Genomic DNA, 16,279 nt, shown 5'->3' on the forward strand with positions numbered 1-16,279 from the left:
CCATGAACCTGTTCCGCATCATCTTTCTGACCATGTCCGCGGTGTCCATCGCCGGGGCCACCTATGTCTCGTACCAGGGCTACGGCGGCGAGAGCCGGGACCTGGACACATCCATCCGCGCCGCCAGCGGCGGGCGCTCTGCAAACGGCCACGTCAAATAACCGGGGGACCCCATGGAGTATTTCTCTGCCATCCAAGCCGCTGAGCTGATCAGCACTGTGTTCTATACCTTTGTCGGCGTGGCGCTGATGGGGGCGGTCTGGAAGGTGATCGACTGGATGACGCCCTTTTCCATCGTGCGCGAGATCGAGAAGGACCAGAACATCGCTTTGGCGGTGCTGATCGGGTTTCTGTTCCTGTCCATCTCGGTCATCATCGCAGCCGTCATTCTGTCATGACGGCGCCTGCCCCTGATCCGGGGGGCGTGCGGCTGCGTGAGTTCTGGCTGCTGGCCGCGACATTTCTGGTGGCGGTCTCCGGGCTGATCTATGAGCTGATCGCGGCGACGCTGTCCAGCTACTTGCTGGGGGATTCCGTGCGCCAGTTCTCGCTGGTGATCGGGGTGTTCCTGTCGGCTATGGGGCTGGGGGCCTGGCTGTCGCGGTTCGTGGGCGGCGCGATGAGCGGCTTTATCTGGGCGCAGATCTGTCTCGGTGTTGCCGGCGGGTTCATGGCGCCTGCGATCTTCTTTTCCTATGCTTGGCTGGAAAGCGTCTCGGTGCCCTTGTACGGGCTCTTGGTGCTGGTGGGCGTGCTGTCGGGGATGGAGATCCCGCTGATCGCCCGGGTGCTGAAGGAGATCGGTGCGCCGGAGTTCCGGTTTGAGAACGTGCTGAGCGTCGACTATGTCGGCGCGCTGGCGGCCTCGGTGGCGTTTCCCTTGCTGATCATCCCGCAGCTGGGGCTGATGTCGGCGAGCCTGAGTTTCGGGGCGCTGAACCTCGGCGTCGCGGGCCTGTCGCTGTGGGTGTTCCGTTCGGCGGCCAGCCGCGGGCAGGCGGCGGTCTGGGCCGTGGTCTTTGCCGCGACGCTGGCGGGGCTGTGGCAGTCGGAACGGCTGGTTTCCGTGGCTGAGGCGGATCTGTTCGAGGATGACATCATCCTCAGCGAGGCAACGCCCTATCAGCAGATCACCGTGACCCGGTACAGGGACCGGGTGCGGCTGTTCCTGGATTACTCGATCCAGTTCGACACCCTGGACGAGCACCGCTACCACGAAAGCCTGGTGCATCCGGCGATGGCTGTGGCGCCGCGGCGCAAGGAGGTGCTGATCCTCGGCGGCGGCGACGGTATGGCGGTGCGCGAGGTGCTGCGCTGGGCGGAGCTGGAGCGGGTGACACTGGTGGATCTGGATCCGCGGGTGACAGAGCTGTTCCGGGATCATCCGCAGTTGTCGGCGCTGAATGGCGGGGCGCTGAGGGATTCACGTGTGACGGTCCGCAACATGGATGCCTGGCAATTCGCGGACAGCTCGGATCAGGTTTTTGATGTGATCATTGCCGATTTGCCTGATCCCAAGAATTTGGCGCTGTCCAAGCTTTACACCCGCCAGTTTTATGGTGCGCTTATGGAGCGTCTCAGCGCGCAAGGGGTGATGGTAACACAGGCCGGCTCGCCGCTGTTTGCCCGGCAGGCGTTCTGGTCGGTGGTGAAGACGCTGGAGGCGGCACGCAACCCTTTTGCGCCGGGAGAGGGTCTGCAGGTGACGCCGTATCACGCCTACCTGCCCAGTTTTGGCGATTGGGGCTTTGTCATGGCAGCGCCGCAGGCTCTGCGGCCGCGCCCGCTGGTGCTGCCGGAGGGGCTGAAGTTTCTGAGCCAGGCGGTCTGGCAGGCAGCACAGGTTTTTGGCGCAGATACCGGGCCGGTGGAGGCGGAAATCAATACTCTGCAATCCCATGTGCTGGCTGGGTATTATCAAGCAGGCTGGGACCAGTGGTTTGAATGAGCCGAGCCGCAGGACGCCGTTCTCCTGCAAGGAAAACGGCTTGGAAAACACGCGTTTTCCGGGCCGGAATTCGTGCCGAATTCCGGCGTTCCCCAGCGCACCCTTTGGGATTTGATCAAATCTTGCGGCAGGGTGCCGTAACGGCTAAGCATAAGCTGCACAGAAACTGGCGCCATCAGGGAGGAGTGCCGATGACCCCGCTAGCAGGCCTGAAAGTGGTCGAACTTGCCCGCATCCTGGCGGGGCCCTGGATTGGCCAGTCGCTGGCGGATCTGGGCGCCGAGGTGGTCAAGGTCGAAAGCCCGGACGGCGACGACACCCGCAAATGGGGGCCCCCATTCATCGAGCGGGACGGTGACAAGACCGCCGCCTACTACTATGCCGCAAACCGGGGCAAGGATTGTGTGACCGCCGATTTCCGGACCGAAGAAGGCAAGCAGGCGGTGATTGAGCTGATCAAGGACGCCGACATCCTGATCGAGAACTTCAAGGTGGGCGGCCTCAGAAAATACGGCCTGGACTACGAGAGCCTTTCGCAGATCAACCCGCGGCTGATCTATTGCTCGGTCACCGGCTTTGGCCAGGACGGGCCTTATGCGGCGCGGGCGGGATATGATTTTCTGCTGCAGGGCATGTCGGGGCTGATGTCGATCACCGGCGCGCAGGACGGCCAGCCGCAGAAGGTCGGTGTTGCGATCACTGATATTGTCACCGGGCTGTATGGCACGATCGGGATCCTGGCAGCGGTGGAGCAGCGCCACACGACGGGGCGCGGTCAGCATCTGGACATGTCGCTGATGGATTGCGCCACCGCGCTTTTGGCGAACCAGGCGATGAACTATCTGGCGACCGGCGACAGTCCGGTGCGGTTGGGCAATGACCATCCGAATATTGCGCCCTATCAGGTGATGGCGGTCAGCGATGGCCATGTAATCCTGGCGGTTGGCAATGACGGGCAGTTCCAGCGGCTGTGCGATGTGCTGCGGCTGGCAGAGGCCAAAGCGGACGCAAGGTTCCAGACCAACCAGCTGCGGGTCGCAAACCGTAAGGCGCTGACAGCGATCCTGGAGGAGGTGCTGGCCGGGTGGACGCAAAGCGATCTGCTGGCAGCGCTGGAGGCCGCGACAGTGCCGGCAGGGCCGATCAACACCATCGGCCAGGCCTTTGAGGATCCGCAGATCCAACACCGGGGCATGCAGATCGAGCCCGAGGGCGTGCCGGGCGTGCGGGGGCCGTGGAAGTTTTCGGAAGCGGAGCTGGCACTGGAGAAGTCGGCGCCGAAGCTGCCGAAATGACCGCTCGGCCGCAAGGCGGCAGCTAGACGTTCACATCCACACTCAGCGGCATCTCTTGCCCCAGCAGGCGGCGCACCTTGGGGTCCAGGCGCTGGCTGTCCTCGCGGCAGGCGCCTGTCGCCGTCAGCGCCTCGCGCGCTGAAACCCGTTCGCTGATCCGGACCCAGACGGTGCGGGCGGCATAAGGCGGCTGGTCGGCGCGGGCGGAGATCCCCAGCACCAGCCCTTGCAGGTAGGACGTCTGCTGCGGGTGGGCGGGCATCAGCACCGTTTCCGACAGGAACCCATGCGACCGGCGCGGGCTTTCGTACATGCAGATCCGGTTGTTGTGAAACACCGCCATGCCGCGATAACGGCCGCGCTGGCGGATACTGCCGTCGCTGGCGGTGGCGCGTTCAAACGTGTCGGTGACCACATGGCCATCCTCTTCGCGCAGGCGGATCAGGGTGCGCATGACCTGGCCGGGCCAGGTCGGAGTGCGGTAATAGCCGTGGTAGAAGCCCAGGAACCGCCGCATGTGGCGGGCCTGGCCTGCAAACTGGGCGCCGAAATGCTGCGCGGGCGCAGCGATGCCTGCGCGCAGTGTGCTTTGCGCCTCGCGGAAATCCTGGTGCGGCGCGAACAGCTGCTCTTCCTCCAGCCCGAAGAACTGCGCGATGCGGCGCAGGTTGTGGGCGGAGGGCAGCCCGTGGCCGTTGAGGTAGCGGTTGAACTGCTGGCGGTTGATGCCGATGCCGCGGCAGACCTGGGCAATGCTGCCAGTCTCGGCGCAGAGCCTGCGCAGGTTGCGGGCAAAATCATCTTGCATCGGCGCGGCCTTCTTCGCGGTTTGGCTGCCAGACTGCGTACATCCGCTTACACCCGCAGACAAGTGCTGCCTTTTCATGCGGGGCAAGTTTGGGGAAGGTGGGGCCAAGGGGCGCGGCCCGGATTTACAAGATAAGGAACAGCAGATGCCCGGCGCATTCACCATCATTGAAAACACCTGGATCACCCTGCCGGACGGGCGCAAGCTGTCGGCGCGGATGTGGATGCCCGAGGGCGAGGGGCCGTTCCCGGCGATCCTGGAATATCTGCCCTACCGCAAGCGCGACGGTACTGCGCCGCGCGACGAGACCACGCATCCGGTGTTTGCTGCCGAAGGCTATGCTTGCGTGCGGGTGGATATTGCGGGGACTGGCGACAGCGAGGGGGTGTTTGATGACGAATACTCCGAACAGGAGTTGAGCGACGGTGAGGCGGTGCTGGAATGGATCGCGGCGCAGGACTGGTGCACCGGCAGCATTGGCATGATCGGCATCAGCTGGGGCGGCTTCAACGGGCTGCAGCTGGCGTTCCGCCGTCCTGAGGCCTTGAAGGCAGTGGTCTCGGTTGCGTCGACCGTGGACCGCTATGCCGATGACATTCACTACATGGGCGGCTGCCTGCTGAGCGACAATGCCAATTGGGGCAGTCAGATGTTCGCCTATCAGTCGCGCCCCGCAGACCCGGAACTGCGGGGCGATTGGCGCGAGGATTGGATCAAGCGGATCGAGGAGATGCCCTTCATGCCCGCCGATTGGCTGCGGCATCAGACGCGGGACGGGCAGTGGAAGCACGGCTCGGTCTGCGAGGACTGGTCCGCGATCCAGGCGCCGGTGCTGGCGATCACCGGCTGGGCCGATGCCTATGTGAATGCGCCGCCTGCGCTGGCAGCAAATCTGACTGTGCCAGCCAAGGCGATGATCGGCCCATGGGAGCACCGCTATGCCCATATCGCCAAGCTGGATCCGGCGGATTTCCATGGCGAGGTGCTGGCCTGGTTCGGAAAATGGCTGAAAGGGGAGGAGACCGGCGCCGAGGACTTGCCAGACTACCGTGTCTACATGCAGGAGCATTTCAACCCCACCATGCAAAACAAGCCGCGCCAGGGGCGCTGGGTGGCAGAGGCCGCGTGGCCGTCACCCAATGTGCAGGAGCGGGTGATGCATCTGGGCGCGGGCGTTCTGGCAGAGGCGGCGGCAAGCGGTACTGTTGCAGTCTGCAGTCCGGCAACCGTGGGGCAGGCGGGCGGCTACTTCTGCCCCGGCATGCGGTTTGACAATGAGCTGGCGGGGGACCAGGCGGAGGATGACAAACTGTCGGCCTGTTTCGACACCGCGCCTTTGGCAGAGCCGCTGGAACTACTGGGCCGACCACGGGTGAAAGTTGCGTTCAGCGTCGACAAGCCGGTGGCGCAGCTGGTTGCGCGGCTGTGCGATGTCTCGCCAGAAGGTGTATCGCAGCGGATCAGTTTCCGGCCGTTGAACCTGACGTGCCGTGATGGCTTTGAGGCACCGGAAAAGCTGGTGTCCGGCGAACGTTATGAGGCCGAGATCGAGCTGAATGAATGCGCCCATCATCTGAAACCGGGCCATGTGCTGCGGCTGGCATTGTCGACGTCTTACTGGCCGATTGTCTGGCCCGCGCCGGAGGCGGCAGAGGTGACGCTGCATCTGGAAGGATGCCAGCTGGTGCTGCCGGAACGCCGTGTGTCCGAAGAGATCGACCCGCAACAGCCGGGCGCGCCGCGGGAGTACCCGGTGCTGCAGGCGGAACAGCTGCGCGCGGCGGGCGGCACATCAAATACTTGGACTCGCGAGGATGGTGCGCTGGTGCTGGATACCATGGATGATTACGGCAAGTCGGTGGACCCCTATCACGGCATGTGTGTGGGCAGCCATGTGACCATGCATTACGAGGTGCACCCCGACGACCCTGCCACCGCCGCCTTTGCCAGCGACTGGAAGTTCGAGTTCGAGCGCGGCGGCTGGCAAGTTGCCATCGACACCGAGAACAAGGTGACCTGCGACCGCGGGAACTTTTACCTGTGGCGCCGGGTGACGGCCTATGAAGGGGCAAACAAAGAAGTTGTGCTGACCAAGGAGTGGAGCGAGACGATTCCCCGCGGCGTGCTGTAACCCGGGGCGGGAGGCGGGCGGATTTTCGGCAATTCGTCCGCATTTGCCTTGGTTTTGACATAGTGCGTTACTCAAAGCACACAGGGCCTTAACCATTTGATTGCAAATTCAGCTCTCAGCGTGCTGCCGTTGCCTTGGTCGTGCCGGATCGGCCAGTATCCTGGTTAATGAGCAGTTAACAAATAGTATCGAGGGCGAGAAAGTGCAGCTTTCCGTTGTTGTGCCCTGCTACAACGAAGAAGAGTTGGTCCCCATGCTGGTGGAGCGGCTTGTGCAGGCGATTGAACCATGGGCGCAGGACGCCGAGATCATCTTGGCGGATGATGGCTCCAGCGACGAAACCTGGGCTGCGATTGAGGCAGCCCATGCCAAATATCCAGTTGTGCGGGGTATCCGTCTGTCGGCCAACCGCGGCCATCAGGTGGCGCTGACTGCCGGGCTGGAGGCAGCGCGCGGCGCGCGCATCTTTATGCTGGACGCCGACCTGCAGGACCCGCCGGAAATCCTGCCCGACATGATGATGATGATGGACCGCGGCTATGACGTGGTTTACGGGCGCAGGGCGGAACGTCAGGGTGAGACTCTGTTCAAAAAGATCACGGCCTATGGGTTCTACCGTTTCCTCAACACCCTGTCGGATGTGGATATCCCCAAGGACACCGGCGATTTCCGCCTGGTCAGCCGCCGCTCGCTGGATGCTGTGCTGGCAATGCCGGAGCGCGCGCGCTTTATCCGCGGCATGTTTGCCTGGGCCGGCTTCAAGCAGATCGGGTTGGAATACGTGCGCGATGCCCGGGTGGCGGGTGTCACCAAATACCCGTTCCGGGCGATGCTGCGCTTTGCCACCGATGCACTGACCGGGTTTTCCACCAAACCGCTGAAAATGGCGACCCGGCTGGCGTTCCTCAGTCTCTATGTGACCTTCCTGATGGCGGTCTATGTATTCCTGTCGCTGTTTTTACACAGCACCGCGCCGGGCTGGGCGTCGATGCTGCTGGCGATTTCCTTCTTCTCGGGCATTCAGCTGCTGACGCTAGGGATCATGGGAGAGTACATCGGACGGCTTTACATGGAGAGCAAGCAGCGGCCGATGTATTTCCTGTCAGAGGAAACCGGAGGAAAGGCTGAGCAGCCGGAGCCGGAGCCCGTTGCGGTGCCTGAGCCGCTGCGCAAAGAGGCGTCGTGACAATGCGGGACTGGGGGCAGATCATCCGGTTCTGCATCGTTGGCACGCTGGTCGCGGGACTATACTTTTTCGGCTACCTGCTGTTTCTAACGGCGGGTTTGGAGCAGGGGCTGGCCAATGCAGCGGCCTTTGGCTTTGCGGTGACGGTGCAATATGTGCTGCAGACCTGGTGGACCTTCCGCCGGCCGCTTGGCCTGCCCGACCAGATGGTGCGCTTTGCCTGCACTATTGCTGCAGGTTTTGCAGTGTCCGCATTGATTACGGCAGTTCTTGGCCCAGGACTGGGTTGGCCGGACTGGCTGGCTGCGGCCGTCGTCACCCTGTGGCTGCCGGTGCAGAACTACATCGTTTTTCGAGTTTGGGTCTATGCCGCGGCTGCTTGATGCGGGCGCGGCACGGAGGGTTTCCAGCCCATCCAGCCGCAGGCATCAGCTCTGGCCGGTCCGGTGCAGGAGGGTTTGACATGGCAATGACAATCACCAGCAGCGCGGTTGCGCAGGCCGGCAGCTTCGCCCGGCTGTGGCAAGTGATCGGTGCGGTCTTTGCCGCGCTGATGCTGACAGCGGTGTTCCAGCTGCCGGACCCGATGGTGCGCCATGACGATTATCCCGCGCTGCTGGCGGATCCTTCGCTGTTCTATTCCAAAACCTTGAACGAAGGGCGCTGGGTCAACTATCTGTGGCACTTGCGCGGGATTGTGACACCGGCCTGGGTCAATTTTGCGGTCTATCAGCTGTGCTGGGCAATCTATCTTGGCTGCCTGGTGCATAATGCGCTGGGGCGCGAGGCAGCCATCTGGCAGCAGGTGATGCTGGCGCTGATTGCCGGTCTCTGCCTGCCCTGGGTGCTGATCTCGATGTGGTTTAATACGCTGATTCCGGGGCTGGCAATTCTGGCGCTATACGCCTTGCTCACCACACGGCTGAGCGAGGCGGCCAGCCGCTGGCTGATGCTCGTTTTTGTTCCAGCTTCACTTATGTCTTACACGACTTATCCGTTTTTAATCCTGGCGCTGTGCCTGAGCCGCGCCGGAACGGAGCGCTCGGCCAGGGATCTGGCCGGCCTGGTGGCACTGTTCATCGCCAGTTTCGCGCTGGGTATGCTGGCAATCTATTCGCTGAACTACGCCGAGCACGGGGTTTTCGGGGTGCCGATGGCCGAATGGCGCAACCCCAGCCCGGCAACGGATCTGGCGTCGGCGTTTGAGAATGCAAAACTGGCTGCGGATTTCCTGCAGCGGGTGGTGATGAAAGGCGGTTTCAGTTTTCCGGCTATTGCCCTGTTCCAGTTCGTCCTGCTGGCGGGTGCTGTCTGGACCCTGCTGCGCCGGGATAAATGGCGGGCACTGTATCTGCTGTCCGGCGCCGGGCTGGGGCTGGCGTTGATTTGCGTGCAAGTGATCCGCAGCGGCATTGACATGCCGGTACGGTCAGGCGGTTTCCTGTGGGCCTATGGTGCGGTTTTCCTGGGCTTGTTCCTGCTGCAGCTGCAGCATAGCGGGCGGGCGCGGATGAGCCGGAACTTGCTGTTTTTCATAGCCGCTTTGTACGTGGCCTTTGCAGGGATGACCAATTACTTCTTCACGGAATGGAACCGGCTGAGCAAACACATGGCGGCAGAGCTGACAGGGGGTCAGGGGCCAATTTATATCACCGGCACCTATTTGTCCTTGGAGGCGGTCAGAAAGTCGGACCTGCAAAAGGATCAGTCAGTGGAGTTCCGGCTGAATTACCTGACCGGGAGGGATGTGGTGATGTGCGAAACCCGGCCCGAAGACTGTGCCGCGCTGCCGGAGGAACTGCGGGCTGGCTTGCAGGAGGGGCGGGGCTTTGAAGTGCGCCAAATTGACGGTGGTTCCGTGCTGGTGCTGTCGCCTGAAGCGCTGCGCGAAGGCAAGCTGGAGGCCGCCCGCAAGCGGCGCCAATCCGAATAAGGAAACCGGGCGGGGCTGACTTAGAAATCAAGCCCCAGGTCCAGGGTGCGCGCCGAATGGGTCAGCGCGCCGGAGGAAATGTAATCCACTCCGGTGGCGGCCACTTCGGCGATGCGCTCCAGCCGCATGTTGCCGGAGGCTTCGGTCACCACATGGCCCTTTGCCATATCCACCGCCTTGACCAGGGTTGGAGTGTCCATGTTGTCGAGCAGCACCACGTCGGCGCCGCCGGTGGCGATGACCTCGGCCAGCTGGTCCAGGGTATCGACCTCTATCTCCACCTTCATCATGTGGCTGACAGAGGCTTTGGCGGCCTCCAGCACTGCCGCGACGCCGCCTGCGGCGGCGATGTGGTTGTCCTTGATCAGGATCGCGTCCGACAGCCCAAAGCGGTGGTTGAAGCCGCCGCCGTGCAGCACCGCCTGTTTTTCGGAAATACGCAGGCCCGGTGTGGTCTTGCGGGTGCAGGTGATGCGGGTGGCAGTGCCCTTGGTTTCCGCGGCAAAGGCGGCAGTCAGAGTGGCGATGCCGGTTAGGCGGCCGGCGAAGTTCAGCGCCACGCGCTCCCCCGACAGGATCGAGGCAGCGGAGCCTTCGATGGTCATCAGCGTGTCGCCCTTCCTGCAAGGGCTGCCGTCGGGCAGCAGGGTCTCGACCTTCAGCCCGGCATCAACCAGGAGAAAGGCGATGCGGGCGATTTGCATGCCGGAGACCACGCCATCCTCGCGGGCATTCAGCCGGGCGGAGTATGCAGCTGAGGCCGGGATCACCGCGCGGGTGGTGATGTCGCCGTTCTGGCCCAGGTCCTCCATCAGGGCAGCACGTACCATCGGTTCCAGGATCAGGTCGGGCAGGGTGGCGAATTGGGTGCTCATGTCAGCTCCTTTGCGGCCTTGGCGCGGATGGCCAGGGCCTCGTCCAGGGTGATGCGGGTGCGGTGCGCTTGCGCGGGGTCGGCCTCGGGGAAGTCGTCGCGGAAATGGCCGCCGCGGCTTTCCTCGCGCTTGAGCGCTGCGGCGGCGATCAGTGTGGCGGTGGCGCACATGTTGGCGAAATTCTCATCTGCCGCCTGTTCAGCTTCAAGCCGGTCGATGGCGGCGAGCGCCTGTTTCAGGCCAGCGGCAGTGCGGCGGACACCTGCGTGGGCGGTCATGGCCTCGCGCAGGGATTTCACTGCTGCCGGGTCCAGTGCCAAGCCGCCATCCGGAAAGGCCGGACTGACCTCGGCGGCATCTTGGGCGAGGGCCAGGCTGCCGATATCCTGAGCTGCATTGCGGGCGTAGACCAGCGCTTCCAGCAGGCCGTTGGAAGCAAGCCGGTTGGCGCCGTGCAGGCCGGTGGAGGAAGCCTCGCCGCAGACCCAGAGGTTTGCCAGGCTTGTGCGGCCCTGCATGTCTGCTTCAACCCCGCCCATGTGGTAGTGGGCGGCGACGGCCACTGGGATGGGCTGCTGCACCGGGTCGATGCCGGCACGGGCGCAGGTTTCAGCGACGGTGGGGAAGCGGCTCAGCACTTCGGCGCCCAGGGCCGCGCGGGTGTCGAGCATCGGGCGGCGGCTGCCTTGGGTCTCGGCAAAGATCGCGCGGGCGACGATGTCGCGCGGGGCAAGCTCGGCGTCCGGGTGTGCTGCCAGCATGAAGCGGTCGCCATCGGCATTGATCAGCACCGCGCCTTCGCCGCGCAGGGCTTCGGTGGCCAGCGGGGAGGGGTCCTCGCCAATGTCAAAGGCGGTGGGGTGGAACTGTACGAATTCCGGGTCGGCAATGCGGGCGCCGGCGCGGGCGGCGAAGCCGATCACCTGGCCGCGGATACGGGGCGGGTTGGTGGTGTGGGCGTAAAGTCCGCCAGAGCCGCCGCCCGCCAAGAGCACGCCGGGACAGTTGATCAGCACCGGGGCGGAGGGCGCATCGGCGCGGGTGATCCAGATGCCGGTGACGGTCCCGCCGTCTGTTTCCAGCCGCACGGCTTGGGTGTTTTCCAGCACTTGCACGGATGGCGCTGCGCGCACTGCGGCGATCAGAGTCTGCATGATCTGGTCGCCGGCCTGATCGCCCTTCACCCGCACCACGCGGGCGGCGGAATGGGCAGCCTCGCGGCTCATCACGTAGTTGCCGTCAGCGTCGCGGTCGAAGGGTGTGCCGAGCTCAGTGAGGTCGATGATGTGCTCGCGCGCAACCCGTGTGACCATGGCGGCAACTTCGGGGTCGACGGTGCCGGCGCCGGCCAGCAGGGTGTCGTCCGCATGTGCCTCGGGCGTGTCATGGGCGGCCATGGCCGCAGCCACGCCGCCCTGCGCCCAAGCAGAGCTGGCGCCTTCGCCCAAGGGCTCGGGGGAGATCACCAGAACCGGCCGCGGTGCCAGCTCAAGCGCCGCGTAAAGCGCGCCAAGGCCTGCCCCGGCAATGACGATACGGCCGGTTTCGATCACGGATCAGATGCCCAGTTTCTGGCTGAGGTCGATCATCCGCTGCACCGCGACGCGGGCCTTGTCCGCAACCTCCGGGTCAACCTCGACCGGCTCGGACATGGTGTGCAGCGACCACAGGATCTTCTCCAGGGTGATCTTCTTCATGTAGGGGCACATGTTGCAGGGGCCGACGAAGTCCACCTCAGGCAGCTGGTCGGCAATGTTCGAGGCCATCGAGCATTCGGTGATCAGGAGGGCCTTTTCGGGCTTTTCCTTGGTCACATAGTTGACGATGCCGCTGGTGGATCCAGAGAAATCCGCCTCGGCGACCACATCCGGCGGGCATTCCGGGTGGGCGATCAGCCGGGTGCCCGGGTTCCACTCGCGGAAGTCGCGCAGGTCCTGCGCGGTGTACTGCTCATGCACGATGCAGGAGCCCTCCCACCACACGATGTTCTTTTCCGGCACCAGATTGGCGATGTTCTGCGCCAGATACTGGTCCGGGGTCATGATGATGGTGTCTTCTTCCATTGCTGCCACGATCTGGGCTGCGTTGGAGGAGGTGCAGCAGATGTCGGACGCGGCCTTCACTTCAGCGGTGGTGTTCACATAGGTGACCACCGGCGCGCCCGGGTAGCGGCGGCGCATTTCCTCGACACCTTCGGCAGTGATCGATTCCGCCAGCGAGCAGCCTGCCTCCATGTCGGGGATCAGCACGGTTTTGTCCGGGCTCAGGATCTTGGAGGTTTCGGCCATGAAATGCACGCCGCATTGCACGATCACATCGGCCTCGACCTTGGTTGCTTCAATCGCCAGCTGCAGGCTGTCGCCGACCACATCCGAGATGCCGTGGTAGATTTCGGGCGTCATGTAATTATGCGCCAGAATCACCGCGTTGCGCTGCTTCTTCAGCTCCAGAATCGCCGCAACATAAGGCGCATGGGTGACCCATTCGACGGGGGTCACGACGCGGTCCATCCGCGCATAGACGTCTGCCATCTTCTCGGCCAAAGCCGGATTCGGCGCCAAATCATAGTGGGTGGCGAGCTGATCCCGCATGGATTGCAGGTCGAACATGGCATTTCCTCAAGGTTGCGTCCGGGGTGACACTTTGGGCGGGGGTTGTTTCACGTTCATATCGCGCACGCAAGCGCGTGTGAGCGGAAACGAAGCCAAATGCGGTGATTTGGCGCTAACACGCGGCACGGTTTTGACGTCGCCGTGCGGCGGGTCTGCAAAAACGCGGCTATTCTGTCCTGAACTGTTTGGTCCCGGTAAGGATATGGTGGTCAAAGTGACCTTTTTCCAGTGGCCTGCCGTTTTTGGCTGTTCCAATGCCTTCTCCTGTGATTTTGAAATCAGTCAGCGGGTGTTAGACCCTGCCGAAAAACTCATGCGGAGTAGACCAGGCGCAATGAACGATCTGTTGGCAGGATTGAGCCAGGCCTTTTGGCTGCTGGCGACGCTGGACGCGGATCTGGTGGAGATCACGCTGCGGTCATTGCGGGTCACATTGACAGCGCTGTCCATTGCCTGTGCCATTGCGCTGCCTTTGGCCGCCTTTCTTGCGGTGCGCCGCTTCCGGATGCGGCGGGCCACGATTGCGGTGCTCAACGCGCTGATGGGGCTGCCGCCGGTTGTTGTGGGGCTGGTGGTTTACGTTTTCCTGTCTCGCGCCGGTCCGTTTGGTGTCTTTGGTCTGCTGTTCACGCCAACGGCAATGATCATTGCGCAAGTAATCATCGTGGTGCCGCTGGTGGCATCGGTCGCGCATCAGAGCTTGCGCGAATTGTGGAGCGATTACCACGACCTGCTGATCTCGATGAACGCCACACAGTTTCAGCGTATCCAGGCGTTGTTGTGGGACGGGCGGCGGGCGCTGCTGACCGCAGCGCTGGCGGGTTTTGGCCGCGCAATTGGTGAAGTGGGCGCGATCATGGTGGTTGGTGGCAACATCGACCACGCCACACGGGTGCTGACCACGGCAATTGCACTGGAGACGGGCAAGGGCGAATTTGCGATGGCGCTGGGTCTGGGTTTTGTACTGATCGCGCTGGCGATTGCAGTCAACCTTGCGATCCACTGGCTTGGCCGCACCGAGAGCGAGGGGCGCTGGTGATGCAGATGTTCCCCTTGGTGGCAAATGGCGCTCAGGTCCGGCGGCGCGGTAAAGTTTTGGTTGGTCCCGTTGATCTGACCTTGGGCGGTCAGGGCACGTCAATTGTTATCGGCCCTAACGGAGCGGGCAAGACAACGCTGCTCAAAATGCTGCACGGGATCGTGCGGATGAACGACGGCCGCCTGAACTGGGCTTGCCCGCTGGCGGAGGCGCAGAAGCGCCAGGCCTTCGTGTTCCAGGTTCCGGTGATGATGCGGCGCACGGTGATCGAGAACATCGCCTATCCGCTGCGGCTGACCGGCGTTGGCCGCAAAGAGGCGCGGACGCGGGCGGCGGAATGGGCTGGCCGTGTCGGGCTGGGTGAAATCCTAGAGCGGCAGGCGACCATGCTATCAGGGGGCGAACGGCAAAAGCTGGCGCTGGCCCGCGCGCTGGTGCGCGAGCCGGACGTGCTTTTTCTGGATGAGCCATGTGCAGCCCTGGACGGCCGGGCGACGCGGGAGATCGAAGAAATTCTGGCCCAGGCTGCCGGGGGCGGCACCAGGCTGATCATGTCCACCCACAACATGGGCCAGGCCCGGCGGCTGGCGGATGAGGTGGTCTTTGTTCTGGGCGGCCGCATCCATGAATTCAGCCCGGCAGAGGCATTTTTTGCCGGGCCGCAAACGCCGCAGGGGCGTGCATTTCTTAACGGGGATATTGTCGAATGAAACATCTGATTTTGGGAGTCCTTGCTGCGGCGGCCCTGGCTGGCACCGCGGCGGCAGAGGAGATGAAGGTGGCGGTGACGACCTCATTTCACAATTCGGGCCTGGCGGAGATCCTTCTGCCGGAAATCAAGAAGGATCTGGGGCTGGACGTGCAGCTGCTGGTGGTTGGCACCGGCCAGGCGATTCGCCTTGGCGAGGCGGGGGATGTGGATGCCATCCTGGTGCATTCCAAGAAGGCCGAGGAGAAATTTTTGGAAGGCGGCAGCGGCACCCATCGCCGGGAGATTATGTATAACGACTTTGTCTTCATCGGCCCGAAAGATGATGCGGCAGGGATTGCAGAGGCTGCTGATGCGGCAGATGCTCTGCGCAATATTGCCAAGGCCGAGGCCGCCTTTGTCAGCCGCGGCGATGACAGCGGCACACATAAGAAGGAGCTGAGCCTCTGGCGGGCCGCGGAACTTGAGCCTGAGAGCTTTGGTTCCTGGTACCGGGCTGTAGGGGCAGGCATGGGGGCGGCGCTGAATACGGCGGCCGGTATGGATGCTTATATCATGTCGGACCGGGCCAGCTGGCTGAACTTTGGCAACAAGAGCGGGCTGATGCTGCTGTTTGCCGGTGATCCGGTGCTGTTCAACCAGTATGCCTATATCCCTGTGAATCCGGACAAGCATGGCCATGTGGAGAACGCGCTGGCGATGCAGCTGGAAGAATGGCTGGTGTCGGACAAGGCCAGGGAACTGATCAACGGGTATCAGATCAACGGTGAGACGCTGTTTGTGTTCAACGCTGTGGAGTAACGCAGAGGGGGGGCCGCCTGTTCTGGGCATCACAGGTGCCCTGCAAAGTTGGGCCCGGCACCGCGCTGCGCGCTGTGCGGACGGAGATCTCGAAACGCGCTTCAGTGTGAAAGCCGCCAGGAAACGCCGCGCCTGTTGTGGGCCGCTTCCGCCTCGCGGCAGCGCGGCGCCAGGCCCAACTGCAAAGTGCAATTTCAATTGCGCCGGAGCAGGCGGGAGCGCTCTCAGCCCTCGCCGCCAACCGTCAGCGTGACCCGGTCGCCGGCAAACCAGGTGCGGCCGAATTCCACCGGGCGGCCTTCTTGGTCGGCGTTGACTCCAGTGGTGCGCAGGATCGGGCTGCCTTCGGCAATCTTCAGGTGCAGGGCCTGGGTGGCAGTGGCCAGCTTGGCGGTGATACGGGTTTCAATCCGGGTGTAATCTTCAACGCCGAATTGCAGCAGTGCAGCAGTTACTGAGAGCTGCTCTTGCAGGGCATCGAGGATGCCTGGAAAGCGATGTGCGGGAAAGATACTTTGGAACAAGGCGATGGGCTGCCCATCGGCCAGCGATAGCCCGTCATAGACATGCACTTCTGCTCCTGGATCCAGTCGCAGCGCATTGGCCTCGCGGGCAGAGGCTGCGCGGGTCTCCAGTGCCAGGATCGTCTTGGCGGGGCAGCGCCCTTCGCGGGCGAGGTTCTGGTGGAACCGGACCCGCTTGCCGATCGGATAATCGGTTGGCTTGGCCGCCACAAAGACGCCGGCGCCGCGCCGGGCGTGAACCAGGCCCTGCTCAGCCATATCCGCCAGCGCACGGCGCACCGTATGGCGGTTCACGCCGAAGCGGGCGGATAACTGCGTTTCAGGCGGCAGTTTGCCACCGGTTTCGTAACGTCCCTGCGCGATGTCGTCAGTCAGGGCGATGGCGATAGACTTCCAAACGGGGGTGCGGGCCATGTCA

General features: G+C 63.3%; 16 protein-coding genes. 11 read left to right on the plus strand and 5 right to left on the minus strand.

Annotated elements, in window-relative coordinates:
* The first annotated feature begins 2 nt into the window (after positions 1-2).
* The 4 genes from ACXAEK_RS08395 (at position 3) to ACXAEK_RS08410 (ending at position 3,243) form a co-directional block, all read left to right on the plus strand.
* On the plus strand, positions 3-161 hold the full coding sequence (locus ACXAEK_RS08395; RefSeq protein ID WP_475041141.1) for a hypothetical protein: 159 nt from the start codon (positions 3-5) through the stop codon (positions 159-161).
* A gap of 12 nt (positions 162-173) precedes the next feature.
* Positions 174-398, plus strand: a complete 225-nt coding sequence (locus ACXAEK_RS08400; protein WP_475041143.1) for a DUF350 domain-containing protein — start codon at positions 174-176, stop codon at positions 396-398.
* Complete coding sequence (locus ACXAEK_RS08405) at positions 395-1,948, plus strand: polyamine aminopropyltransferase (RefSeq protein WP_475041144.1); 1,554 nt, start codon at positions 395-397, stop codon at positions 1,946-1,948. Before ACXAEK_RS08400 ends, ACXAEK_RS08405 begins: the two co-directional genes overlap by 4 nt.
* Before the next feature lie 191 nt (positions 1,949-2,139).
* A complete protein-coding gene (locus tag ACXAEK_RS08410) occupies positions 2,140-3,243 on the plus strand; it encodes a CaiB/BaiF CoA transferase family protein (protein ID WP_475041146.1) in 1,104 nt (367 codons plus the stop codon).
* A 22-nt stretch (positions 3,244-3,265) separates the two neighbouring features.
* On the opposite strand, the gene ACXAEK_RS08415 is transcribed toward ACXAEK_RS08410, so the two are convergent.
* Positions 3,266-4,051, minus strand: coding sequence for a helix-turn-helix transcriptional regulator (locus tag ACXAEK_RS08415; protein WP_475041148.1), 786 nt, complete (start codon positions 4,049-4,051; stop codon positions 3,266-3,268).
* A 145-nt stretch (positions 4,052-4,196) separates the two neighbouring features.
* Between ACXAEK_RS08415 and ACXAEK_RS08420 the strand changes: the two genes are divergently transcribed.
* The 4 genes from ACXAEK_RS08420 to ACXAEK_RS08435 all read left to right on the plus strand — a co-directional run bounded on the left by ACXAEK_RS08420 (position 4,197) and on the right by ACXAEK_RS08435 (position 9,301).
* Complete coding sequence (locus ACXAEK_RS08420) at positions 4,197-6,182, plus strand: CocE/NonD family hydrolase (protein WP_475041150.1); 1,986 nt, start codon at positions 4,197-4,199, stop codon at positions 6,180-6,182.
* Between the two features lie 202 nt (positions 6,183-6,384).
* Positions 6,385-7,368: a glycosyltransferase family 2 protein gene (locus ACXAEK_RS08425; protein WP_475041152.1), complete on the plus strand. Its 984-nt coding sequence runs from the start codon at positions 6,385-6,387 to the stop codon at positions 7,366-7,368.
* A gap of 2 nt (positions 7,369-7,370) precedes the next feature.
* Positions 7,371-7,751, plus strand: a complete 381-nt coding sequence (locus ACXAEK_RS08430) for a GtrA family protein (protein WP_475045222.1) — start codon at positions 7,371-7,373, stop codon at positions 7,749-7,751.
* 80 nt (positions 7,752-7,831) lie between these two features.
* Entirely contained in the window at positions 7,832-9,301 is a 1,470-nt protein-coding gene (locus tag ACXAEK_RS08435) for a hypothetical protein (protein WP_475041154.1), read from the plus strand.
* A gap of 20 nt (positions 9,302-9,321) precedes the next feature.
* On the opposite strand, the gene nadC is transcribed toward ACXAEK_RS08435, so the two are convergent.
* From nadC to nadA, 3 genes are read right to left on the minus strand one after another with little or no spacing between them, the layout of a single operon-like run.
* On the minus strand, positions 9,322-10,176 hold the full coding sequence (gene nadC, locus ACXAEK_RS08440) for a carboxylating nicotinate-nucleotide diphosphorylase (protein ID WP_475041156.1): 855 nt from the start codon (positions 10,174-10,176) through the stop codon (positions 9,322-9,324).
* A complete protein-coding gene (locus ACXAEK_RS08445; RefSeq protein WP_475041158.1) occupies positions 10,173-11,729 on the minus strand; it encodes an L-aspartate oxidase in 1,557 nt (518 codons plus the stop codon). Before ACXAEK_RS08445 ends, nadC begins: the two co-directional genes overlap by 4 nt.
* A gap of 3 nt (positions 11,730-11,732) precedes the next feature.
* Positions 11,733-12,785, minus strand: a complete 1,053-nt coding sequence (gene nadA, locus ACXAEK_RS08450; RefSeq protein ID WP_475041160.1) for a quinolinate synthase NadA — start codon at positions 12,783-12,785, stop codon at positions 11,733-11,735.
* Between the two features lie 337 nt (positions 12,786-13,122).
* Here nadA and ACXAEK_RS08455 point away from each other — a divergent pair, with 337 nt between their 5' ends.
* From ACXAEK_RS08455 to ACXAEK_RS08465, 3 genes are read left to right on the plus strand one after another with little or no spacing between them, the layout of a single operon-like run.
* Positions 13,123-13,827, plus strand: a complete 705-nt coding sequence (locus ACXAEK_RS08455; RefSeq protein ID WP_475041161.1) for an ABC transporter permease — start codon at positions 13,123-13,125, stop codon at positions 13,825-13,827.
* Positions 13,827-14,537 (plus strand): ATP-binding cassette domain-containing protein, encoded by a 711-nt coding sequence (locus ACXAEK_RS08460; protein WP_475041162.1) that lies wholly within the window; start codon positions 13,827-13,829, stop codon positions 14,535-14,537. The genes ACXAEK_RS08455 and ACXAEK_RS08460 overlap by 1 nt, the downstream gene beginning before the upstream one ends.
* Complete coding sequence (locus ACXAEK_RS08465) at positions 14,534-15,337, plus strand: ABC transporter substrate-binding protein (RefSeq protein WP_475041164.1); 804 nt, start codon at positions 14,534-14,536, stop codon at positions 15,335-15,337. The genes ACXAEK_RS08460 and ACXAEK_RS08465 overlap by 4 nt, the downstream gene beginning before the upstream one ends.
* A 224-nt stretch (positions 15,338-15,561) precedes the next feature.
* On the opposite strand, the gene phnF is transcribed toward ACXAEK_RS08465, so the two are convergent.
* Positions 15,562-16,275 carry a phosphonate metabolism transcriptional regulator PhnF gene (phnF, locus tag ACXAEK_RS08470; RefSeq protein WP_475041165.1) on the minus strand — a complete coding sequence of 238 codons (714 nt, stop codon included), beginning with the start codon at positions 16,273-16,275 and terminating at the stop codon, positions 15,562-15,564.
* Positions 16,276-16,279 lie beyond the last annotated feature (4 nt).

The sequence above is a fragment of the Leisingera sp. ABM4_101 genome (assembly GCF_056158725.1).